The 21,425-nt window shown below is 49.8% G+C and carries 21 protein-coding genes; 12 read left to right on the top strand and 9 right to left on the bottom strand.

The genetic code is table 11. From position 1 onward, the window contains the following. Window positions 1–18 precede the first annotated feature (18 nt). Together H5715_RS13050 and H5715_RS13045 are read left to right on the top strand one after the other, a co-directional pair. Window positions 19–2,025, top strand: coding sequence for a fumarate reductase flavoprotein subunit (locus tag H5715_RS13050; protein WP_075187274.1), 2,007 nt, complete (start codon window positions 19–21; stop codon window positions 2,023–2,025). 12 nt (window positions 2,026–2,037) lie between these two features. Beyond that, the gene (locus tag H5715_RS13045; RefSeq protein ID WP_075187275.1) at window positions 2,038–2,799 is read left to right on the top strand and encodes a fumarate reductase iron-sulfur subunit; all 762 of its coding nucleotides are present in this window, start codon (window positions 2,038–2,040) and stop codon (window positions 2,797–2,799) included. Between the two features lie 205 nt (window positions 2,800–3,004). Here H5715_RS13045 and H5715_RS13040 read toward each other — a convergent pair whose 3' ends face one another. The 3 genes from H5715_RS13040 to H5715_RS13030 form a co-directional block, all read right to left on the bottom strand. After that, the gene (locus H5715_RS13040) at window positions 3,005–3,943 is read right to left on the bottom strand and encodes a DUF6635 family protein (protein ID WP_075187276.1); all 939 of its coding nucleotides are present in this window, start codon (window positions 3,941–3,943) and stop codon (window positions 3,005–3,007) included. A 155-nt stretch (window positions 3,944–4,098) separates the two neighbouring features. Then, window positions 4,099–5,265 carry a S1C family serine protease gene (locus H5715_RS13035; RefSeq protein WP_075187277.1) on the bottom strand — a complete coding sequence of 389 codons (1,167 nt, stop codon included), beginning with the start codon at window positions 5,263–5,265 and terminating at the stop codon, window positions 4,099–4,101. 53 nt (window positions 5,266–5,318) lie between these two features. Further along, window positions 5,319–5,804, bottom strand: a complete 486-nt coding sequence (locus H5715_RS13030; RefSeq protein ID WP_246434535.1) for a Z-ring associated ZapG family protein — start codon at window positions 5,802–5,804, stop codon at window positions 5,319–5,321. 198 nt (window positions 5,805–6,002) lie between these two features. Between H5715_RS13030 and zapE the strand changes: the two genes are divergently transcribed. From zapE to H5715_RS12985, 9 genes are all read left to right on the top strand, one after another. Continuing rightward, a complete protein-coding gene (gene zapE, locus H5715_RS13025; RefSeq protein ID WP_075187278.1) occupies window positions 6,003–7,139 on the top strand; it encodes a cell division protein ZapE in 1,137 nt (378 codons plus the stop codon). Between the two features lie 234 nt (window positions 7,140–7,373). Further along, a complete protein-coding gene (gene rplM, locus H5715_RS13020) occupies window positions 7,374–7,802 on the top strand; it encodes a 50S ribosomal protein L13 (protein ID WP_075187279.1) in 429 nt (142 codons plus the stop codon). Between the two features lie 13 nt (window positions 7,803–7,815). Then, complete coding sequence (rpsI, locus tag H5715_RS13015) at window positions 7,816–8,208, top strand: 30S ribosomal protein S9 (RefSeq protein ID WP_075187280.1); 393 nt, start codon at window positions 7,816–7,818, stop codon at window positions 8,206–8,208. Window positions 8,209–8,631: 423 nt separating this feature from the next. Further along, window positions 8,632–9,231, top strand: coding sequence for a ubiquinol-cytochrome c reductase iron-sulfur subunit (gene petA / locus H5715_RS13010; protein ID WP_075187281.1), 600 nt, complete (start codon window positions 8,632–8,634; stop codon window positions 9,229–9,231). Between the two features lie 4 nt (window positions 9,232–9,235). Then, on the top strand, window positions 9,236–11,287 hold the full coding sequence (locus H5715_RS13005; RefSeq protein WP_075187282.1) for a ubiquinol-cytochrome c reductase: 2,052 nt from the start codon (window positions 9,236–9,238) through the stop codon (window positions 11,285–11,287). A gap of 75 nt (window positions 11,288–11,362) precedes the next feature. After that, window positions 11,363–12,004 (top strand): glutathione S-transferase N-terminal domain-containing protein, encoded by a 642-nt coding sequence (locus tag H5715_RS13000; protein ID WP_075187283.1) that lies wholly within the window; start codon window positions 11,363–11,365, stop codon window positions 12,002–12,004. Window positions 12,005–12,103: 99 nt separating this feature from the next. After that, window positions 12,104–12,505, top strand: a complete 402-nt coding sequence (locus H5715_RS12995; protein WP_075187284.1) for a ClpXP protease specificity-enhancing factor — start codon at window positions 12,104–12,106, stop codon at window positions 12,503–12,505. 185 nt (window positions 12,506–12,690) lie between these two features. Next, window positions 12,691–13,308: a Yip1 family protein gene (locus H5715_RS12990; RefSeq protein WP_075187285.1), complete on the top strand. Its 618-nt coding sequence runs from the start codon at window positions 12,691–12,693 to the stop codon at window positions 13,306–13,308. 145 nt (window positions 13,309–13,453) lie between these two features. Continuing rightward, window positions 13,454–14,023 (top strand): hypothetical protein, encoded by a 570-nt coding sequence (locus H5715_RS12985; protein WP_075187286.1) that lies wholly within the window; start codon window positions 13,454–13,456, stop codon window positions 14,021–14,023. Here H5715_RS12985 and H5715_RS12980 read toward each other — a convergent pair. Together H5715_RS12980 and H5715_RS12975 are read right to left on the bottom strand one after the other, a co-directional pair. After that, a complete protein-coding gene (locus H5715_RS12980) occupies window positions 14,017–15,978 on the bottom strand; it encodes a M48 family metallopeptidase (RefSeq protein WP_075187287.1) in 1,962 nt (653 codons plus the stop codon). The genes H5715_RS12985 and H5715_RS12980 overlap by 7 nt on opposite strands. Window positions 15,979–15,993: 15 nt before the next feature. Further along, window positions 15,994–16,590, bottom strand: a complete 597-nt coding sequence (locus tag H5715_RS12975) for a LemA family protein (RefSeq protein WP_075187288.1) — start codon at window positions 16,588–16,590, stop codon at window positions 15,994–15,996. A gap of 234 nt (window positions 16,591–16,824) precedes the next feature. Between H5715_RS12975 and H5715_RS12970 the strand changes: the two genes are divergently transcribed. Next, window positions 16,825–18,003, top strand: a complete 1,179-nt coding sequence (locus H5715_RS12970) for a thiolase family protein (RefSeq protein WP_075187289.1) — start codon at window positions 16,825–16,827, stop codon at window positions 18,001–18,003. A 9-nt stretch (window positions 18,004–18,012) separates the two neighbouring features. On the opposite strand, the gene H5715_RS12965 is transcribed toward H5715_RS12970, so the two are convergent. Genes H5715_RS12965 through H5715_RS12950 form a run of 4 tightly spaced genes read right to left on the bottom strand, consistent with a single transcriptional unit; the run spans window position 18,013 to window position 21,419 of the window. Further along, a complete protein-coding gene (locus H5715_RS12965; protein WP_246434533.1) occupies window positions 18,013–18,594 on the bottom strand; it encodes a BON domain-containing protein in 582 nt (193 codons plus the stop codon). 6 nt (window positions 18,595–18,600) lie between these two features. Beyond that, window positions 18,601–19,185: an SIS domain-containing protein gene (locus H5715_RS12960; protein WP_075187290.1), complete on the bottom strand. Its 585-nt coding sequence runs from the start codon at window positions 19,183–19,185 to the stop codon at window positions 18,601–18,603. Between the two features lie 13 nt (window positions 19,186–19,198). Beyond that, on the bottom strand, window positions 19,199–19,561 hold the full coding sequence (locus tag H5715_RS12955) for a YraN family protein (RefSeq protein WP_075187291.1): 363 nt from the start codon (window positions 19,559–19,561) through the stop codon (window positions 19,199–19,201). Next, window positions 19,551–21,419, bottom strand: a complete 1,869-nt coding sequence (locus tag H5715_RS12950; RefSeq protein ID WP_139309883.1) for a penicillin-binding protein activator — start codon at window positions 21,417–21,419, stop codon at window positions 19,551–19,553. The genes H5715_RS12955 and H5715_RS12950 overlap by 11 nt, the downstream gene beginning before the upstream one ends. Window positions 21,420–21,425 lie beyond the last annotated feature (6 nt).

Below are 21,425 nucleotides of genomic sequence, written 5' to 3'. Positions count from 1 at the left end.
AATAATCAGGACTCTGTAATGAAAACGATTTATACCGATGCCTTGGTAATAGGTGGTGGTCTGGCGGGCTTGCGCGCAGCGATCGGCGTTCGCCGTCAGGGCCATGAAGTCATCGTTCTTAGCTTGGTACCTCCCAAAAGGTCTCACTCTGCAGCTGCCCAAGGCGGTATGCAGGCTAGCCTGGGTAATGCCAATAAGGGTGAAGGCGATAACGAAGACATTCATTTTATCGATACTGTGCGGGGCAGTGACTGGGGTTGTGACCAGGATGTTGCTCGTATGTTTGTGAATACCGCACCAAAAGCTGTTCGTGAGTTGGCTGCCTGGGGGGTTCCCTGGGGTCGAATAGAGCGCGGCAGCCACGAACATGTGATTGATGGAAAGCCGGTAGCCTTGACGGAGCGTGACGAGTCTCACGGCATGATTGCCGCCCGTAACTTCGGTGGTACGCAGAAATGGCGTACCTGCTATGTATCGGATGGTACCGGCCACTCTATGCTCTATACCATGAGTAACCAGGCTGTCGCCGAAAAAATTCAAGTCCATGAACGTATGGAAGCCATCTCATTAATTCACGAAGATGGTCGTTGTTACGGTGCGGTCGTACGCAACCTGATGACGGGTGAGTTGGTTACCTATGTCGCCAAGGCCACCTGTATCGCGACAGGCGGCTACGGTCGAATCTATCGCGCTACGACTAACGCGGTTATCAACGAAGGTATGGGTACGGCTATAGCCCTCGAAACCGGTGTTGCTTCACTAGGGAATATGGAAGCTGTTCAATTCCATCCCACCGGTATTTTCCCTGCAGGTATCCTGGTAACGGAAGGCTGTCGCGGTGATGGTGGGCTGCTGCTCGACCGCGACCTTCATCGTTTTATGCCCGATTACGAGCCGGAGAAAAAAGAACTGGCTTCGCGCGATGTGGTGTCTCGTTGGATGGAGCACCATATTCAGTCTGGAAAAGGGGTTCAGTCTCGCTTTGGTGAGCACCTGTGGTTGGATATTCGCTTGCTGGGCAAAAAACATATTGAGGGCAAACTGCGCGAAGTGAAGGAAATTTGTGAGTACTTCCTTGGTGTAAATCCGGTTAAAGATTTAATTCCTGTTCGTCCTTGCCAGCATTACTCCATGGGCGGTGTACGCACCGACTTCCGCGGTGAGTCTCCTACTCTTAAAGGCCTATTCGCCGCCGGTGAAGCCGCCTGTTGGGATATGCACGGATTTAACCGCTTAGGAGGCAATTCCGTAGCCGAGACCGCAGTGGCTGGTATGATTGTTGGTGAATATATGGCCGACTATGTGGGTAGTGCAGACAACGATATCAAAGTGTCCACCGCACTGATTCGCGAAGCGCACGACAAGCAGGCCAGTCGCCTAGCAGGATACTGCAATAGCGATGGCAACGAAAATGCCTTCCATATTATGCGTTCAATGCAGGAGTTGATGAGCTCCAACGTGGGTATCTTCCGACACGGTGACAAACTACAGGAAGCCGTAAGCGGCTTAAAAGAGCTTGCTCAGCGTGCGCGCAATATTAAAGTGAAAAGTTCCGCTCGCGGTGGCAATCCGGACTTGGTGGCGGCTTACCGTGTGGAAAGTATGCTGCGCTTGAGCCTCTGTGTTGCTCAGGGTGCTCTTGCTCGTGAAGAGAGCCGAGGAGCTCACTTCCGCGAAGATTTCAAACTGCGTAACGATAAAGACTGGTTGAGCCGAACTTTGGCGACCTGGGATATGAAAAATGATTCCATGCCCACGCTCAACTACGAGCCGTTGGATGTGATGAAAATGGAGCTCCCTCCGGGTTGGCGTGGTTACGGCGCAAAAGATCGTGTTGACCACCCGAATACGGAAGCGCGTCAGGCTGAAGTTGATGCGATTCAAGCCAAGTATGAAGGTGGTAACCGCTTTGAAGCGCAGGAAGTACTGATGTCCTTCGAAGATAAGCTGCCGGATAGTTTGCGTGGTCGCAATGCGCGAATCGGTGAAGATGAAAATGGCCAGTCGGCTTCAGCAAGCAAATAAGAGGCGAAAGAAGTGAATACTATTCCCGTTACTGAAATTGATGCTCAGCAAGGCGAATATCGCAAATTGACCGTCAATATCTTCCGCCACAACCCGGAAGACCCAAACAGTGTGCCTCACTTCGATACTTTCGAAGTCGAAGAGGCTGATTCCATGACGTTGTTTATTTTGCTTAACGAAATTCGTGAAGATATGGATCCAAGTCTACAGTTCGACTTCGTTTGTCGAGCGGGTATCTGTGGTAGTTGTGCGATGCTGGTTAACGGTAGGCCGAAGTTGGCCTGTCGAACATTGACTAAAGAGCTACCGGCCGTTATGAACTTGGCGCCATTGCCCGGTTTTGAACTGATCGGAGACCTGTCTGTGAACACAGGTAAGTGGATGCGCAATATGAGTGAGCATCTTGAAACCTGGATTCACAATAAAGAACAGGAGCGCGACTTCTGTGACGTAGAAGAAAAAATGGAGCCGGAACTGGCTGATAAGATCTACGAGCTGGAACGTTGTGTGGAGTGCGGCTGTTGTATCGCTGCCTGTGGTACAGCGCAAATGCGTTCCGACTTTGTGGGTGCCGTAGGTATTAACCAGCTGGCTCGTTTCCGTCTTGATCCGCGTGACGATCGCAGCGATGCCGACTTCTACGAAGTAATTGGTACAGAAGATGGTGTGTTCGGTTGTATGACTCTTTTGGGCTGTGAAGATATGTGCCCGAAAGAGTTGCCACTGGCTCAGCAAATTGCGTTCATGCGCAGAAAAATGGCTTTAGCTAACTAGTTATTATTTGAAACTTGTTTCTTTTTTGTACCCCCGTTTTTCGGGGGTTTTTTTTGATCGTACGGATGATAGGGCATTAGTTAATAAGCCGTTTGCCGAGAAAGGAGTTTTATTTTTTCCGTAATGGTTAATAGCGGCCGTATATTCTCTTTTGAGTTTGATGATATTCGTATAAGGGCGGCGGGCGCTGTGGGGAATTGTCCTTTTAAAGGTGCGGCTTTATCACATCAAACATATCCAGTATACGGGCCACGTACTGATCCTTGGGTCGAAAGCTGTTGTTGGCTTCTTCCAGAAAATCCTTTTCCAGGTGATTGATCATTTTATGCAAGCGCTGGTGATGTAGTCGAGTGACTGACTGAAGGGGGTCTGTTATTAATCCGGAAAACGAAGCGAAAGCAGAGAGTACCGCTAACACGGCCAAAAGACTCCATGCTTTGAGCTCTAACGACGGTTCTGGTGGGAGTAGCGCGTAGTAAAAATACCCTATATTCCTGCCTAAAAAAAATTCATTTACAGCGGTGGCTTTGGCGATAATCGCCGCCAGTATTAGGCCTATTCCAATTCCTCCTGGCGTAAACTTATGGAAAGCAAAAGCTCCCACGAGAGTGCTGGCAATGGAGTTGGTAATATCAGACGATGCCGTGCGGGTGATGCGATACTGGAGAAGTGCTTGGTGAACAAGGGGGCCGATTCTTTGGGCAAATATTTTCTGCTGGTTAATGCTGGGGTGGCTTTCGTTGTAGCGCTCTTCTAGTGCCGCCGCAATGTGTACTTCAAGGGACGATTGTTCGCAATCAAGTTGAAGCAGGTCGGAATAAATGAGTTTGGCGAGGTGCTTTTGGACTTGTGTGGTAGCGCCGTCGGGTACTTTCCCTAGCAGGCTGGCAAGGCTTAGATAACCTTTGCGGTGAAGCAGATACTTAATAAAACTGATAAGTGCATAGACTGGCGCCCAGAAGAGGTTTAGTGGAGCCCTAACAATATCGAGCCCCAATGCAACTCGGTTGGTGTGCCAGGCGCCGGGGTACTGGAAATGGCGATGAATAAAGCCGGGTATGCGAGCTCGACAACTTTCAAAATAGTGTCGTGTTGCCTCGGTAATCACACTGTTGAGCTCTATCGAATTTTGCTTGTCGGCCATAATTTTCAGTGACGTAATTTTGCTGTCTAGTGTTTACTTGGGGTGCCGGGTTTATATGGGAGTCAGCAGCATTTTCTTTTATCTATCCTGAAGAGCGCTGGATCGTTAAATTGTTTCAAGTTTTTTTAGCTTGAAGTCCATTGCCGAAAATTCTTTTAACTTGTAATAGGTTCAAACGCTAAAACGGCTTCAAATGTTTGTACTTTGCCCTGACGCATAACCTCAATAGATACCGTATCGCCGGGCCGGGATTCGCCAATTTCCTGTTGCCCCCAGCGGCCATCTCCCACCATTTGATTATTAATTCGGACAATCACATCTCCAGGTCGCAGGCCTGCTTTGTCTGCGGGTCCATCGTTATATACGTGGGTGACTAAAACGCCGTTGGTGGAATTGAGACTGAACGATTGCGCAAGTTGTGGCGAAAGTGACTGGGCTTCTACGCCGAGCCAGCCGCGTACCACCCGCCCAAATTCAACAATGTCGTTAAGTGTTTGAATCGCGGTATCGACAGGAATTGCGAATCCGATGCCGCCAGCCGCTCCACCCTGATCGAGGTTAGCGGTGTTGATGCCCAGTAGGTTGCCGTGAGCGTCGATTAGGGCTCCACCAGAATTACCAGGATTGATAGCTGCATCGGTTTGAATAAAGTTCTCAAACGCAGCGATATTAAAACCGCGACGCCGGGTTGCACTGACAATGCCTTGGGTGACGGTTTGCCCCATGCCGAAGGCGTTGCCAATAGCGAGTACAACATCGCCGACCATCGTGGTATCCGGCGAGCCAATGGCAATGGGGTTGAGGTTGTCGAGGTCGATCTTGAGTACGGCGAGATCACTTTTACTGTTTACACCCTTAAGTTCCGCACGGGCTTCTCGACCATCGGCAAGTGCTACCACTATTTCGTCAACGCCGTTGATAACATGGTTATTGGTCAGTATGTAGCCTTCCTTGCTGACAATAACGCCGGAGCCACGGGCGGATTGCATGCGCTGTTGGCGAGGGATATCTGAATTGTTGAAATAGTGGCGAAATAATGGATCGTCAAATAGTGGGTGTCTACGAATACTCACCTGTTTGCGGGTATAAATATTGACCACCGCCGGAGCTGCCCGGGCCACTGCTCGGGCGTATGAAATAGGCCCCTGCCAGCCGTTAACGTCAGAGGGGGAAAGTGATTCCAGGAGGGGGCGGTTGCTGATTGTGCGATTGCTGGAGCTGTTTTTAAGTTCTGGGAACAGCGCCAGTACCGCTAGAGCACAAAGAAGGCCAATAAGTACTGGCCACCGAAGGTAGGTAAATGCTCTGAAAAGTGTGTTCATGCTGCGTTCCTAAGTTTGCTATTCGCAGTCTAATTTTTTTTGCTAGCACTGAGTTAGCTACCGGTTTTGCCTGGATAAAAGGTCTCATTTGTCTCTGTCTGCGAAGGGTCATCGCTCAGGCCGTACTCTTCGCTTAGGGTGCCGGTCTGTCCAGGCGTCTTGGGTGCCCAATCGCGAGGGGCTTGCGGTTGTACTTCTTCGATGGAATTGCCGACTTCAATGCCCAGCGTACTTTCTCCTGCTTCGAGAATTTGTCGACTGATTTCCGAATTGGTTAGCTGGACTGCGCCTTTCGCTAGGTGTTCATGTACGTCCTTATAGCTCTGGGTCAGGTTGTGAACCAGCTTGGATGTTTCGGCAAAGTGCTGAGCGACGTCTTGCTGGTATTGATTAAGTTCCTGGCGGGTCAGTTGCAGGCTTTTCTCTAGCTCTTTTTGCTGCTCTGGCGGCATCAGTGTGCGACTGATTACTGCTCCCAACAGGCCACCTACACAGAAAACAATGGCGCTGACCATGACAAGAATTTCAAGCGAAAACAAGGCAAACCTCCAGATGAGTGGGGATAAATAAGATTAAATGATACACCAGATCGGTGAGAGACGTTTGAAATGTAAGGGTAGATTAACGTCTATTGGTTCCTTCCAGCCAGACAATACTTACCTAGCGTTAAAATTCCGGTAAAGTACCGGTTCAGACCCCTTTTGTCACTCCCCTATTCTACTGCGTTTTTATTTATCATGCCGGAAACACCTCTCAGTCGATATCAACGAGACTTGCTACGCGATGGCTTTGTGGCGGATGCCGCACAGCTGAATGCCGTGAATCAACTCAACCGTCTTTATCATCAGTTGATTGAGACGCAGGATCGTTGCTTCTGGTCGAAGCGTAATAACGGAGGGGTTCTTGCCCGAGCCCTTCGGTCGATGGGGCTGGGTCGCCGGGCCAAGCTCGAAGTGAAGGGTCTGTACTTTTGGGGGGGGGTTGGTCGTGGCAAGACCTATCTGATGGATATTTTTTTCGAGAGCCTGCCTTTCAAGGCCAAATTACGTACGCATTTCCATCGTTTTATGCGCAGGGTTCACCAGGAGCTTGGTAGTTTGAAAGGGCAGCAGAACCCGCTGGACATTGTTGCAGATAGATTCGCTGCAGAAGCAAGGGTTATTTGCTTTGACGAGTTTTTTGTTGTCGATATTACCGATGCCATGATTCTGGCTAAGCTGCTTGAGCACCTCTTTGCTCGAGGCGTGGTTTTGGTGGCGACGTCCAATATTGAACCTAAGGGCTTGTATGAGAATGGCTTGCAGCGCGTTCGGTTTTTGCCGGCGATCGATCTGCTAAATCAGCAAACGGATGTGGTGAATGTCGATGGAGGGGTCGATTATCGCTTACGCACACTGGAAAAAGCAGCACTCTTTTACGATGCTACAAAGCGTGACACGCAAGCGCAGTTGCGAAGCTGTTTCGACGATTTAGCGCCCAATGTTAATGTGGTTAAGCAAGGTATCGCTTTGGAGGTTGAGGGGCGGGCGATTGTTGCGCGCTTCGTCGCTGATGATATCGCCTGGTTTGACTTTGCCGAGCTGTGTGATGGCCCGCGGTCGCAGAACGACTATATTGAGTTGGCCCGGGAGTTCCATGCCGTTATCGTCGATGGAGTTCCTACTTTTACGGCTGGGATCGACGACCAAGCAAGGCGCTTTATTTATTTGGTCGATGAGTTTTATGATCGCAACGTCAAGCTAATAATTTCTGCGGAAAGCACTATTCAGCAGTTATATCAGGATGGCCGCTTGTCCTTTGAGTTCCAAAGAACCGTTAGTCGACTGCAGGAAATGCAAAGTAAAGAATACCTCGCCAGAGCGCATCGCCCGTAGTTTGTACGAGCACCCTTTGCGCGGGCCTCGAAAGGGAATAGCGCGAAGGCTCGTTTTTGGGCTGCTATCCGCAGCTGCATACCCAGCAGCAGCTACGGGAAATTCTGTGGAATTGCTTGAATATTGCGCAGCGTTTCTGTAGAATCCGCGCTCCTTTTGCCGGGGCCTGTATTTGGTGTCGGCTATTGAATCATTTTTCTTTTAAGAAATCCGTACCTTCGCAGGGCAAATAACATGAAGACTATTAGTGCCAAACCTGAAACAGTTAAACGCGACTGGTACATCGTTGATGCTGACGGCAAAACTCTGGGTCGAATGGCCTCAGAGATCGCTCACCGCTTGCGCGGTAAGCATAAGCCTGAGTACACGCCTCACGTAGACACCGGCGATTACATCGTCGTTGTTAACGCTGAGAAAGTGCGTGTCACAGGTAATAAAGCCAAAGGCAAGATGTACCACCACCACACCGGTTATATCGGTGGCCTGAAATCCATCAGTTTCGAAAAACTGATCATTAAAGCTCCTGAGCGCACCATCGAATCTGCCGTAAAAGGCATGTTGCCGAAAGGCCCACTCGGTCGTGCAATGTTCAAAAAATTGAAGGTTTACGCCGGCGATGTGCATCCGCATACCGCCCAGCAGCCTCAAGAACTCAACATATAATTAGGAGCAGATGATGGCAGCTGAACAATACTACGGTACGGGTCGACGAAAAACTTCGACCGCACGTGTTTTTATCTCAACCGGTAGCGGCAAAATTACCGTTAACGACCACCCTCTGGACGAATACTTTGGCCGCGAAGTGGCTCGTATGATCGTTCGCCAACCTCTTGAAGCCACTAACCATGCCGAGACTTTCGACGTCAAAGTGACGGTTAAAGGTGGTGGTAGTTTCGGTCAGGCCGGCGCTATTCGTCATGGTTTGACTCGTGCCTTGATGGCGTACGACGAAACTCTGCGTCCAACTCTGCGCACAGCTGGTTACGTTACCCGTGATGCTCGTGAGGTTGAACGTAAGAAAGTGGGTCTGCGTAAAGCGCGTAAGAAGCCACAGTTCTCCAAGCGTTAAGGGCTTTTCGAGCCGTTTGTGCTCGATTATGCTTAATGCTGAAAACGCCCGAACCCATCCGGTTTGGGCGTTTTTGTTTGAGGTGAGATCCTGTATGTCGTGGCTTTAAGCGCCCGCCTGCCTTGTCACTTCTGGGGATTTTCTTTACCATAACGCCACTTTTGTGGGGCGCTTTTACTGTTAATAGGTATAGTGAGCGGGCTAGATCGATCAGCTGTCGTGTTCTTATGGCTAAATTTCAGGTGTAGTGGTACTCCCCAACTATAATAAACACCATATTTAGTGGGAGCATCATTTATTGGGCGCAGGTGCTAGTACATAGTACAAGCGGTACGGCATTCGAAATTGTTCTGGGTTGTTTTCGTAATTCATCAAATTTATCAAAATACTTGTCTTAACAGGCCTTAAGGGGAGATAAACGTCATGAGTAATGACGGTGTGAATAAGGGGCGTCGCCGGGTGTTGACCGCGCTAACGTCCGCAGTAGGTGCTGCTGGCGCGGTTGGCGTGGCGGTTCCATTTATTGGGTCCTGGAATCCAAGCGCGAAAGCTAAAGCTGCGGGTGCACCCGTGGAAGTGAATATTTCCAAGATAGCTCCCGGTCAGATGATTACAGTGGAATGGCGCGGTAAACCCGTGTATGTCTTCCGTCGTACCCCTGAGGCCCTGGCGAGCTTGAAGACTGTTGAAGACCGTTTGCGCGATCCTTCTTCGGAAAAGTCTAATCAGCCCGAGTATGTTAAAAACGATACGCGTGCGCAGAAAGGCAAAGAGGATATTGCCGTTCTGCTGGGTCTCTGTACTCATCTAGGTTGTGCGCCAACCTACCGCCCGGAAGTCGGCGCGGAAGATTTAGGTGGTGATGAATGGATTGGAGGTTTCTTCTGCCGCTGTCACGGTTCTAAATTTGATTTGGCTGGCCGAGTGTTTCAAGGTGTACCTGCGCCCATTAATCTGGAAATCCCACCCTATAAATTCCTGAGTGACACTGTGTTGCTTATCGGCGAAGATCAGGAGGCTTAAGACAATGATGAACTTGCTTACTGGCTTGTGGAATTGGATCGACGCCCGTTTACCCGTGCAGCGCGCATGGGATACGCATATGGCAAAATATTACGCACCCAAGAATTTTAATTTTTGGTATTTCTTTGGCGTTCTCTCTTTGCTTGTTCTGGTTAACCAGCTGCTTACCGGCGTTTGGCTCACCATGAGTTATACGCCTACTGCTGAAGGTGCGTTTGCGTCTGTCGAGTACATTATGCGCGATGTGCCCTACGGTTGGCTGATTCGCTATATGCACTCTACGGGTGCTTCCGCCTTCTTTCTCGTGGTATACCTACACATGTTTCGGGGCTTGATGTACGGTTCGTACAAAAACCCACGTGAGCTGGTATGGATTTTCGGTATGGTGATCTACGTCGCCCTGATGGCAGAAGCCTTCCTGGGTTATGTACTTCCGTGGGGGCAAATGTCCTATTGGGGAGCTCAGGTTATTGTTAATCTGTTTGGAGCTATTCCCTACGTAGGTGAAGATCTGGTGCAATGGATTCGCGGCGATTATCTAATTTCCGGTGCAACCTTGAACCGCTTCTTCGCACTTCATGTGGTTGCGGTACCCATTGTGCTGCTTGCGCTGGTGGTTTTGCATCTGCTTGCTTTGCACGAGGTGGGGTCTAACAATCCCGATGGCGTAGAGATAAAAAAGAACAAAGATGAGAATGGTATCCCGTTAGATGGTGTTGCTTTCCACCCCTATTACACCGTCCATGATTTGGTCGGTATTACCGTTTTTCTTTTCGCTTTTTGTGGTGTAATTTTCTTTGCTCCCGAAATGAGCGGCTACTTCCTGGAGCACGCCAACTTCGAGCAGGCCAATAACCTGAAGACGCCAGAACACATTGCGCCAGTTTGGTATTTCACACCCTTCTACGCCATTCTACGCGCGGTAACCTTTGATTTGGGTGGGGTATTCACCTCTAAGCTTCTGGGCTTTATGGCAATGGGCTTGGCAATTGTTATGTTGTTCTTTCTACCTTGGCTGGATCGCAGCCCGGTGAAATCCATTCGCTACAAAGGGACCTTTAGTCGTGTCGCCCTGATTATCTTCGCCGCTACGTTTGTAGTGCTGGGTTATCTCGGTCTGAAGGCACCAAGTCCCGGCCGCACTGCGCTGGCTCAAATTTGCACCGTTATTTACTTCGCCTACTTCATTGGTATGCCTTTCTGGACCAAGATGGAAAAAACACTGCCCGAGCCTGAGCGTGTTCAGAAGAAGGGTTTGTCAATGCCGCTGGTCCTAGGCGGCCTAGCCTTGTTCCTTGTATTGGTATTTGCGTCCATTAGCGCGGTGGCCTCTACCGGTGGTGCTTGTGGCGCTGTTCCCTGTGATCACTTTGAAGCAGACCTGAGCGATAAAGAATCTTTACAGCGTGGAGCCAAGTTTTTTGCCAACTACTGTATGGGGTGTCATTCCGCTCAGTATTCTCGCTACGAGCGTGTGGCCGACGATCTGGAAATTCCGAATGAATTGATGCTGGAGAATCTTGTTTTCAGCGATCAAAAAATTGGTGAATTGATGACCATTTCCATGGCTGCGGATAAGTCTAAGCAGTGGCTGGGTGCGACCCCTCCTGACTTAACTCTCGTTACTCGGGCTCGCTCATCTGAGTGGGTACATACTTTCCTGCGCAGTTTTTACAAAGACGAAAGTCGTCCTACCGGTGTTAACAACAAAGTTTTTGCCAGTGTGGGGATGCCTCACGTGCTACTGGAGCTGCAGGGTTTACCTGAGTGTGCTGCGGGCGACAAACTAGATAGCCATGGGCACGTTGTTCGCAATGATATGGGCCAGGCAATGAAAACCTCCTGCGGTAGTCTAAAGGTGGTTGATATCAAAGGCAGCCTGACTGCAGAAGAGTATGATGAAGTCGTGTACGACTTGGTTAATTTTATGACGTACCTGTCAGAGCCCGTAGCTGATTCGCGCGTACGCATTGGTATTTATGTGTTTCTCTTTCTAGTCGTGCTGTTGGTATTCACCTGGTTACTCAACCGTGAGTATTGGAAAGATGTACACTAAGCGATAAGCTTTGATTCGGGGCCGTTAGAGGCCTCTGTTTACAAAGATTGTATTCATTGATTTTGGGGATAAAAAATGGGAGTTGTAACAAAGCGCTCATCCATGACCTACTTTTCTGACGGCCGTGATCATTACAGCCATCGAGTGCGGATTGTGTTGGCAGAAAAGGGGGTAACAGTTGATGTTGTTGAAGTCGACCCATCGAATATTCCCGCTGAACTTAGCGAGATTAACCCGTATAACTCTCTGCCAACCCTCGTCGACCGCGAACTTACGTTGTATGAAACCAGCGTAATGATGGAGTACCTGGATGAGCGTTTCCCTCATCCACCGCTACTGCCGGTGTACCCAGTTGCGCGAGCAGAAAGCCGCCAGTTTATCTACCGCATAGAAAATGATTGGTGTCCGTTGGTTAAAGTGCTGGCTCATTCAAATAACAAGGAAGCTATTGCGGTAGCGGCCAAAGACCTGAAGGATAGTTTAGTGGCAATTGCCCCTATCTTTGGTGAAAAGCCATTCTTTATGAGTGATGAGTTCACTTTGGTCGATTGTTGTCTCGCACCGATTTTGTGGCGTTTAGATGCTTATGGCGTGCAGTTGCCGAATACTCGACAGGTGACACCTTTGTTAGAGTATATGGATCGCATATTCCGCCGCGGGTCGTTCCAGGAAAGCCTGACCGAGTTGGAGCGCGAAATGCGCCCGGAATTTGGTTAAGATACGGCTTCGTTTTGTGCGGGTGGCAGCCTTGCTGCCCGCGTTTATTTTTTCTCTCTTCTAAATTAACGTCACTTTTACCCCAGGCGAGCTTCACACATGGCGATGACATCCAGCAGGCCCTACCTGATTCGAGCGCTTTACGAATGGATAGTGGATAACGACTTCACTCCACATATTGTTGTGAATGCGCTGGCCGGGGATGTAGAAGTACCTCAGAAGTACGTTAACAAAGAAGGACAGATTGTCCTTAACATCGCACCGCGAGCGGTCTCTAGCCTCGAAATCGCCAATAAAGCGGTTGTTTTCAACGCACGTTTTGGCGGTATTCCCACCGATATTTATGTTCCATGCCATGCGGTTTTGGGTATCTATGCCCGCGAGAACGGCCAGGGCATGATGTTTGAAAGTGAAACCCCTCCAGAGCCAGAACCTACGTCCCCGGATAGTGGGGATTCTAGCGACACCCCACGTCGACCTAGTTTACGGGTCGTAAAATAGCCCCTATCAGTACAAGGTTTAAACGATACGTTTAATTGTTATTCTGTTTTTGCAGGATAGACCGCCTTCACTTATTGCGATTAATTCTTAATAGGGATTCCAAATGGCCTCCCTTCTTCTGCGTCTTCCCATACAATAAAAGGACAGCCTTACTACAATAACTATAACTACCCAAAGGAGGTCTCATGGCTTTACTTCAGCATGCATTTGGAATTATGACGAATCCCGCAGCGGAGTGGATCTCCGTTAGAGACGATAAAAGCTCATTTAAGCAGGTCTTTTTCAGCCACGTTCCCTTTTTAGCTCTTATACCATCGCTTGCAGGATTTTATGGCGTTACTCAGGTGGGTTGGAGTATTGGTGATGGCGAGCCTATACACCTAAGTGTTAATTCTGCTATCTCACTATGCGCGCTTACTTATGTTGCGTTGCTTGCGGGTGTTTTTATTTTGGGCGAGTTTATCAATTGGATGTCTCGGACCTACGGTGTTACCGATACCGAAGAGCGTCGCCATCACGCGGGTACAGCGCTGGCTGTATGTGTTACCACCCCTTTATTTTTGGCTGGTATTTTCCTACTCAAGCCGTCTATGTGGCTGAATTCTTTGGCAATGATTACAGCGGGCGCCTATTCGATCTACCTCATTTTTGAAGGCATGCCGATCGTGATGAATATTGATAAAAATAGGGCTTTTATGTATTCATCTTCCGTTATCACGGTTGGTTTAGTTTTGATGGTTACCGCCATGATTGGCACCGTCTTGATTTGGGGGATGGGGATTGGCCCCGTTTATATTGACTAAGCCCGCATAAAGTTTGTAGGCTTACAGAGTATGAAAAACGGCGCAATCGCGCCGTTTTTCATACTCTGTACCTATAATAAAAATAACGGTCATATACGACTCCGATAGTCCAAGAAAGCCCATAGGGCAGTAAGTAGTTTCCAGCATGCAGAGTACTCGCGTTGAATTTCCTTCAATTTTAGATTTTGAAGCATCCGGCTTTGGCAGCGAAAGCTACCCAATAGAAGTGGGGGTAGTCGCCGCCTCGGGGCAACGATATTGCGGGCTAATTCGGCCGCATAAAGAATGGCTTCACTGGAGCAGCGAGGCGGCCCAGCTGCACCGTATTACACGCAATAATCTTGTCGAGCACGGAAAGCCCGTGATACAGGTGTGTGAGGAGTTAAACGCACTTCTCCACGACACAACGGTATTCAGCGACGCCTGGACTCATGACAAATCTTGGATGATCAAGCTTTACCATGCCGCAGCTATGGCTCCGACCTTTTCGCTGAGTCCCATAGAAGCGATTGCTACCGAACAACAGTTGATGTATTGGGATGACATAAAGGCGGATGTTCAGAGCAGTCTAGGTTTACTAAGGCATCGCGCCAGTAGTGATGCTCTGATTATTCAGCAAACCTTTATCTGCTCTCGCCGCGCAGCGGAAAAGGCCGACGCCATCGGCCTGGGACGCTTGAGACGTCTGGGTGATACAACGGATAATAACTATTGATCGTTACCCAGTAGGGGTGGAACAGGGCAGTCCAGGGAGTGGGCAATTGCGCGAAAAAGTTCTTTTTCAACCGCTCTGACTTTTCCATCGGCAGCAATAATGTCCGCCAGGGCTTTCAGAAAACGTGGTTTTTGTAACACCTTTAGGCAAGCCAACTTTTCGATGGCTGCATCCACTTGTTGAAATGAAAGACTTCCCGAATCGAGTGTAAATTTGATCTTATTTAGGCCCAGGCTTTCGATGCCCTTCTGAAACGCGCCACCCGGCGACTGACTTTTCCCCGCATGGACCACCAAGCTGAAAACAAGGCTGATCTCCTTTGCCAGATCACGTAATTGAAAGGATGATTCGTCTCGTCTGGGTTCTATGGCGTTAGTTAAAATGCGATACAGGCACCATTCAAATAGGCTTACGTGCTTGTCCGCATGAACAAGAGCAATCAAATTGCGTTTGAACACATCATATTGGGGGGCGGAGAGCAGTTTTAACGCGGGTATGCTCATTTCAATTAGGGCAAGGTGCTGTTCACGGGGCAACTGATAAACAAATCGATACAGGCTTTGCATGATGTTAAATGTAGCGGGGTGAGCGGCGTCTTTAAGCTGCGCTATCTGTTGCTGGCGGATATCACGGTTGGCATCGAGCAATAGACAATAGATAAGTGCACGAGCACTAAATGCTTGGTGTGCCGCATCGCGAAGATTCTGGGGCAAACCGCCGATGAGTGTTTGAGCGTGTTTAAGGTGCTGTGCTTGTGGTTCGCCTATGCTCGCCACGGCCATTTGTTGAAATTGCTCAGCGCTTAGATTTGAACTGACGAAATTATGGTTTGGGATTTCACCGTTGAGATCGGCCTGCTGTTGGTGTTGCGGTGCTGATTCTTCTGGATGGAGGTAGCCACCGTTCCAGCGTGGTAAGACACGCTTTATACGCTCGTGAAGTGGTGGGTGAGTAGCCATCAGCGCGGCAAATGAGGTTTTAATTCCCTGTCCAAAATACATATGGCTAAATTGTGAGGCTGCGCCATTGGAGAGTGTTGAGCCGCCAGAATAACCGCCAATTTTTTTCAGGGCATTGCCAATGCCATTTGAGCTGCGCGTGTATTGCACGGCAGAAGCATCGGCGAGAAACTCTCTTTGTCTACTGACCGCGGCCTTAATAATATTGCCGAAAAACGTACCACCATAACCTATGGCAACAAGCGCCAGCCCTAGCCCCATCTGAGCACCCTGGTTTTTTGAGCGAGAGCGTGTGGATGAGCGGTAGCCGTGGTGACGCCCGCGATAGCCACCCGAGCCGTGCATGATGAAATAGCCGATCAAACCAATAATTAAAATACCGTGCAAGATGGCCACCAGGCGCATATTTAATCGCATGTCGCCGTTGTGGATATGACTGAATTCGTGTGCAATAACACCCTGTAATTCTTCGCGGTTTAATAAATCCAGGCAGCCGCGTGTGATGCCAACTACGGCGTCGCGAGAGTGTAAACCGGCAGCAAAGGCATTAATGCCTTTTTCTTCAAGTACATACACCGGGGGAACGGGGTTGCCGGAGGCAATAGCCATTTCTTCAACGACATTTAACAGGCGTTTTTCATTGTTACTGGCGCCATCGTAGACGAGTAGGTTTCCACCAAGAGCCTCGGCAACTTTTTTTCCGCCAGCGCCAAGTTGAATATACTTATAGAGAGTTGCCATGCCAACGACGGCGATAACGCTGAGTGTTATCCACAGCGCGGCGTCGGATTGCGTGAAAATCCATAAGTGTTCTGGAAACGTTTTACTCTGCGCATTGACAGCACTGATGCTGTTGCTATTAGTCTGAATAACATAGAAAAAAATGCCCAGTGCAAAAACGGTGATTGCCGATAAACTGAGTACAGCCATTAACAACAGCACAACCAGAAGCGTTGTTTTTTTTCGTGCAACGTCTTGATGCTGGAAAAAATTCATAGGGATTCTAGGCGCTTAAAATGAAACTTTAGGTGCGTGCTGTATTTCGGCGCTGTCTTCAAACTCGAGAAGTTCCGCGTCTTTTGTGTGACCGAAAAGGTTGCCGAAGAACACAGGAGGGAAACTCTGGCGGTAGGTGTTGTATTCTGTAACAGAGTCATTAAATGACTGCCGAGCAAAGGCAACGCGATTTTCTGTGGAGGATAATTCTTCGGTAAGTTGGCTCATATTGGCGCTGGCTTTCAAATCTGGATAGGCCTCCATAACGACATTAAGGCGGCCTAACGCGCCGGCCAGCATACCTTCCGCGCTGCCAAGGTTATGCATTGCCTGCGGGTCGCCGGGGCTTTGCGACGCAGCTTTCAGGCCTGCAAGTGCTGAATTTCGTGCACTAATAACGGCTTCGAGCGTCTCGCGTTCGTGGGCGAGATAGCCTTTGGCAATTTCGACCAAATTGGGGATTAGGTCGTAACGCCTTTTCAGTTGCGTCTCGATTTGTGCGAAGGCATTTTGGAAGCGATTTTTCAGTGTGACAAGTTTGTTGTAGATGGAAATAATATAGAAAACCAGAATCGCTAATATCACTAACGTTACAATTGTTGAAACAGACATTGTGGGTGCTCCTGCTTATCATTATGTTGCCAGTCTAACGAGGGGGCTATCGAAAGCCAAGCGCGCTATATCCCGTTGATGTGCTTAACGAGTTTACTGACGGTAAGATGGGCGCCATTTTTCGTCGATCAACAGCAACTGGCGATACGGGATACTATGATGCGTGTATGCTGTCAGGGAGCTGTATCCATATCTGATGGGACTCTTCAGTAATTGCGGATGGGAGGCTGTGCAATGAGAGATGCGGTAGTAGTTGTGGGTTTTGCTAGAACGGCAATGGGCGGAATGCAGGGAGTTTTCGCTTCTGTACCAGCGCCCAGCTTGGGCGCCTCTGCGATTTCTGGTGCGCTTGCGGATGCCAAAGTATCTGCGGATCAGGTCGATGAGGTTTTGATGGGGTGCGTGTTATCGGCGGGATTAGGACAGGCTCCTGCGCGTCAGGCCTCACTTGCAGCGGGTATTCCGGTTAGCGTGCCGACGACCGCCGTTAATAAAGTCTGTGGCTCGGGTATGAAAACGGTCATCATTGCCAATAATGCTTTGATCGCAGGTAATGTCGATGTGGTGGTTGCAGGCGGCATGGAAAGTATGACACTTGCGCCCTATATGCTGGATAAAGCGCGTGCCGGTTTTCGTTTGGGACACGGCGAGATATATGACCATATGTTTCTAGACGGGCTGCAAGACGCATATGGCGGAGAGCTAATGGGCAATTATGCGGAGGCGACAGCAGAGAAATATGGTTTTAGTCGAGCGATGCAGGATGCCTTTGCCATAGAATCCCTTTCCCGCGCGAATAAGGCGATAGCAGAAGGCTGGTTCGAACGGGAAATTACACCGGTGACGGTACGTGGTCGAAAAGGTGATACGGTTGTGAGTGTTGATGAGCTACCCGGTAATGCTCGACCAGATAAAATCCCCAGTTTGAAACCCGCTTTTAAAAAGGATGGTACGGTTACGGCGGCTAATTCCAGTTCGATTTCAGATGGCGCTGCCGCGCTGGTTCTTATGCGTGAAAGAGACGCTATTGCTAAAAAGCTCAAGCCAATTGCTCGTATCTGTGGTTTTGCGGAGCACGCCCAGGAACCGGAATGGTTTACAACCGCTCCGGTTGGTGCTGTAAAAAAATTACTGGAAATAAATAATTGGTCAGCAAACGATATTGACTTATTTGAGGTGAACGAAGCATTTTCCGTTGTCACCCTGGCGGCTATGCATGAGTTGGCATTGGATCATCAAAAAGTTAATGTTCACGGTGGCGCCTGCGCTCTAGGACACCCCCTGGGTACATCGGGCGCCCGGGTGCTGGTTACGTTGATGGCCGCATTGCAAACGCACAACAAGAAGCGGGGGCTTGCCGCGCTGTGTATTGGTGGTGGTGAGGGTATCGCGATGGGTGTCGAGTTACTTTAACGGTCCCCTTTATTCAATATATTCAATTGCCCGCACAACTTTTCTCACGCCCTTGGTAGTGGCAACGACATCGGTAACTTTGTCGGCTTGTACCTGAGTCATAATGCCCATCAAATAGACGACTTCATCCTCCACGATAACTTTGACACGACTGGAATCGATATCCTGATGTGACATCAGTTTGGTGCCGATTTTCATTTGTAAATAGTTGTCGTTTGTCCGCGATAAAAAGCTCGATTTGGGTTGAACCTGTAACTCATTGTAGACCTGACGTACTCGGGTGGCTGAGCGAGCTGTTTCACCGGCCAATTCGTAGGAGGGTTTTGTCGGTACCTCTCCGGTGAGTAAAATGATCTGGTTAAAGCTGTAAACATTAATATGGGCTTCATCCAGTTCAGTGCTGGCTTTGCGCAGATTCACTGCAACGATGGTACGCAAGTTTGCATCGTCCAGCTTATCGCCCATGGAACGCTTTCCTGGATCGGTTTTGATCGGGCCGGATGTGGTGGCATCTACAAGAGAAACGCAGCCACTGAGGGTGGCGGTGAGAAACAATAGTGACAGGCAGAATAAAAATATCTTATTCATCATTTTCGGTTATTCAATCCCAAAGAGTTTGTTGTCGATAAGGTCGCACAAGCAGAAGATACTCAGCAGGTGAACTTCGTGTATGCGGCTGCGGGAATTAATATTTACGCAAATTTCTACATCGTTGACATCCAGCAGGGAAGAAAGATCCCCTCCGTCACGCCCGGTTAGAGCTATCACATCCATATTGCGGTCATGCGCGGCGGTAACAGCAGAAACTAAATTGCCGGAATTCCCACTGGTGCTAATAACGACTAAAGCATCGCGTTCTTGCCCCAGCGCCCGAATGGGTTTCGAATAAATTTCGTTGTAATTGTAATCTGCGGCAATGGCCGTGTAGGTCGAGACGGTGCCGCCAAGCCAGATAGCCGGCAGGCTAGGTCTTTCTTTTTCGTAGCGGTCGAGCAGGCAGGAGGTAAAAACCTGTGCCAGAGCTGAAGAGGTGCCATTGCCGCAAATCATAATTTTTTTGTCGGCGAGCAGGGCGTTAACGAGTTTGTCACTGGCATCATCAATAGGCGCTGATAACTGTTCGCCGACCTGCATTTTTGCTTCGACACTGGCTTGAAATAATTTGTATATGCGTTGATTCATTAAGAGGCTGCTTTTAAAACGCGTTTTGTATCCAGTTAAATTGTGTACCTTCAATACCCACCACATCAAAGCGCATTGCGGTGTTGCCTGAGAGTCTTTTTTCGATCAAGTAGTGTTGTGCCGTGCTAATAATTTTTTTCTGTTTGCTGGCGGTGACGGTTTCCACTGCGCTTCCGAAGCGGTTGGAGTTACGCATTCTGACTTCGACAAACACCAGGGAATGCTGGTGTTTTAAAATCAAATCAATCTCTCCCATTTTACAGCGGTAATTGCGGCATACCAGTTTTAAACCCTTTTTTTTTAGATACTCCAGGGCCGCGTCTTCCGCTGCCTCGCCGCTGCTTTTTGTGGTTGGCTTCGACAGTTTAAAGCGCATTGCCAGCGGCGACCGTTGGTGTCGCGTAAGCGCGGCCGCGAATAAATTGCGCCCAGGTCTGCTCGCGTACCACGCGTTTTTGGTTGTCTAGTCTTAGCTTACCAGTATTGCCGTAGAAGTGTGCATTGCGCAGCTGTGCCAACTGTTGCAGGCGTGGGTAAATGTGGAAGGCATCGACGCCTAGTGCGTACAGGCGTTGGTAGGCGCTGGCACCGGTGGCAAGTTTATCGATGTGCTGCTTCTCCGGGATTTGTGGGTTAAAAAACCAGGGAAGAGTGGCGAAGCGAATGCCGTTCATATCGCGGTCGGCGTTGCTGTCGATATCGCCGTTGTATATGTGACTGGTTGCGTACACCGGAATATTGCTGGCGTAGTGGTAGGCGAGAGTGGGTTTGATCTGGCGTGCCTGGGTGGGGTGAGCGACTAAAAAAATAAGGTCGATATCTTTGCGCGGGCGCGGCTCAAACTCCAGCGCATGTCCAAGTATCTGGCGCAATCGTTGAGCGCGCTTATCGCTGTCTTGCACGCCCATGGCGCTGCGGATTAAATTGGAGTAATCATCCTGGCCTTTAAAGCGGTAGCTGCCTACCAGGTTGCCGCCAATTTCTTCCCACCGTGCAGCAAAGGTGGATGCCGCGCGATCGCCCCAACTACTTGTGGGCGCGAGAATCATGGCGCTGCGGTGGCCATCGCGCCAGGCTCGCTCTGCTACCTGGGCGGCTTCATCTTCAACGGCCAGGCCAAACTGGAAAAGTTGCTCGATGGGGGCACCGGTGTTTTCGGCATAGTTTAGAGCCAGGGTGGTGACGGGCAGTTCAGGGCGAAGGGTAAGTTCGTCGATGTTCTCTTTGTCTAGAGGGCCGATGACCAGTTGCGCGCCTTCCAGTACGGCCTGATCATAGAGCTGATTGATGTCCTGGCTGCTGGTATCGTAAAAGCGCAGGTCCGGCAGACGGTCGCCACTTTCGGCGAGTTGATAGAATGCGGCCATCATGCCATCGCGGATTGCTTGGGACGCTTTAGCCAGTTTGCCGGAGAGGGGCAGTAATACTGCAATTTGAGTTGGCTGCTCGTCGACCAGCTGTTTCAGAAACTGGAGATCGACGGGTAGCCGCAGGCTGGCGGGGTGCTCTGGCCAGCGCAGTACCCAGTTGTCGACACTTTCCAGCTGCAGGCGCATATTGGTTTGGTTGTCTTTACTGAGGGCGGCGAGGTTATACCAGCCGCTGGCAATCTCATCGCGCTGCATCTGTGCTTCCATTTGCAGATCCTTGAGCGGCAGCTCCATCAAGGCTAACCAGATTAAATCCTGGTTCGGCTCACGTTCTGCGGGAGGCGTGTCCATACCTTGCTCAAGAATGGCATCTATCTGCAGGCGCTCAGTTATGCACTGACGAAACTCTGCGAGATCACATAATAGCGCTGCGCGCAGCTCGCGAGCGGTAAGTGTTGCTCTGGCATCGGTGGATAGCATTTCTTCCAGCCGTCGCTCGAAGAGGTAGCGTTTGGCGATAAAATGCTCGCCTTCGGCTAGCGCAACCTGCGCAGACAGCAGGGAGTATGTGAAATAATGGGCATCCGTAAGCGCAGTGGGGTAAAGTTCGCTAAGCGTCTGTCGTGCCCAATCGAGCTCATTAGCCTGGAGCATGGCGTCGGCGGCTTCCAGCATCAATACGATACGCTCCTCGCCCACGGCCTGGCTGGCGTCGGAAAGTATGGCGTTAATCTGCTCAGAGGATAAAACGCTGGTGTCCTGGCTGGGTTCATCCTTAACCTGTGAAGACCCACAGGCGCTGAGCATCAGTGCAGTGAGCAGCAGCAGGCCGACATGCCGAAGCAGAGTGAAACAATTAGTCACAGATTC

Source organism: Teredinibacter haidensis, assembly GCF_014211975.1.
Lineage (GTDB): Bacteria > Pseudomonadota > Gammaproteobacteria > Pseudomonadales > Cellvibrionaceae > Teredinibacter > Teredinibacter haidensis.
This window is presented reverse-complemented; position numbering and strand designations above follow the sequence as displayed.

Bases quoted from the DNA above. Each gene is read 5' to 3' on its own strand.
- H5715_RS12985 (WP_075187286.1), top strand. From the start codon at position 13,454: ATGCAGAGTACTCGCGTTGAATTTCCTTCAATTTTAGATTTTGAAGCA.
- H5715_RS12995 (WP_075187284.1), top strand. From the start codon at position 12,104: ATGGCGATGACATCCAGCAGGCCCTACCTGATTCGAGCGCTTTACGAA.
- zapE (WP_075187278.1), top strand. From the start codon at position 6,003: ATGCCGGAAACACCTCTCAGTCGATATCAACGAGACTTGCTACGCGAT.
- rpsI (WP_075187280.1), top strand. From the start codon at position 7,816: ATGGCAGCTGAACAATACTACGGTACGGGTCGACGAAAAACTTCGACC.
- H5715_RS13040 (WP_075187276.1), bottom strand. From the start codon at position 3,943: ATGGCCGACAAGCAAAATTCGATAGAGCTCAACAGTGTGATTACCGAG.
- H5715_RS12960 (WP_075187290.1), bottom strand. From the start codon at position 19,185: ATGAATCAACGCATATACAAATTATTTCAAGCCAGTGTCGAAGCAAAA.
- H5715_RS12965 (WP_246434533.1), bottom strand. From the start codon at position 18,594: ATGATGAATAAGATATTTTTATTCTGCCTGTCACTATTGTTTCTCACC.
- H5715_RS13005 (WP_075187282.1), top strand. From the start codon at position 9,236: ATGATGAACTTGCTTACTGGCTTGTGGAATTGGATCGACGCCCGTTTA.
- petA (WP_075187281.1), top strand. From the start codon at position 8,632: ATGAGTAATGACGGTGTGAATAAGGGGCGTCGCCGGGTGTTGACCGCG.
- H5715_RS12990 (WP_075187285.1), top strand. From the start codon at position 12,691: ATGGCTTTACTTCAGCATGCATTTGGAATTATGACGAATCCCGCAGCG.
- rplM (WP_075187279.1), top strand. From the start codon at position 7,374: ATGAAGACTATTAGTGCCAAACCTGAAACAGTTAAACGCGACTGGTAC.
- H5715_RS13050 (WP_075187274.1), top strand. From the start codon at position 19: ATGAAAACGATTTATACCGATGCCTTGGTAATAGGTGGTGGTCTGGCG.
- H5715_RS12955 (WP_075187291.1), bottom strand. From the start codon at position 19,561: ATGCGCTTTAAACTGTCGAAGCCAACCACAAAAAGCAGCGGCGAGGCA.
- H5715_RS12980 (WP_075187287.1), bottom strand. From the start codon at position 15,978: ATGAATTTTTTCCAGCATCAAGACGTTGCACGAAAAAAAACAACGCTT.
- H5715_RS12970 (WP_075187289.1), top strand. From the start codon at position 16,825: ATGAGAGATGCGGTAGTAGTTGTGGGTTTTGCTAGAACGGCAATGGGC.
- H5715_RS13000 (WP_075187283.1), top strand. From the start codon at position 11,363: ATGGGAGTTGTAACAAAGCGCTCATCCATGACCTACTTTTCTGACGGC.
- H5715_RS12975 (WP_075187288.1), bottom strand. From the start codon at position 16,590: ATGTCTGTTTCAACAATTGTAACGTTAGTGATATTAGCGATTCTGGTT.
- H5715_RS13035 (WP_075187277.1), bottom strand. From the start codon at position 5,265: ATGAACACACTTTTCAGAGCATTTACCTACCTTCGGTGGCCAGTACTT.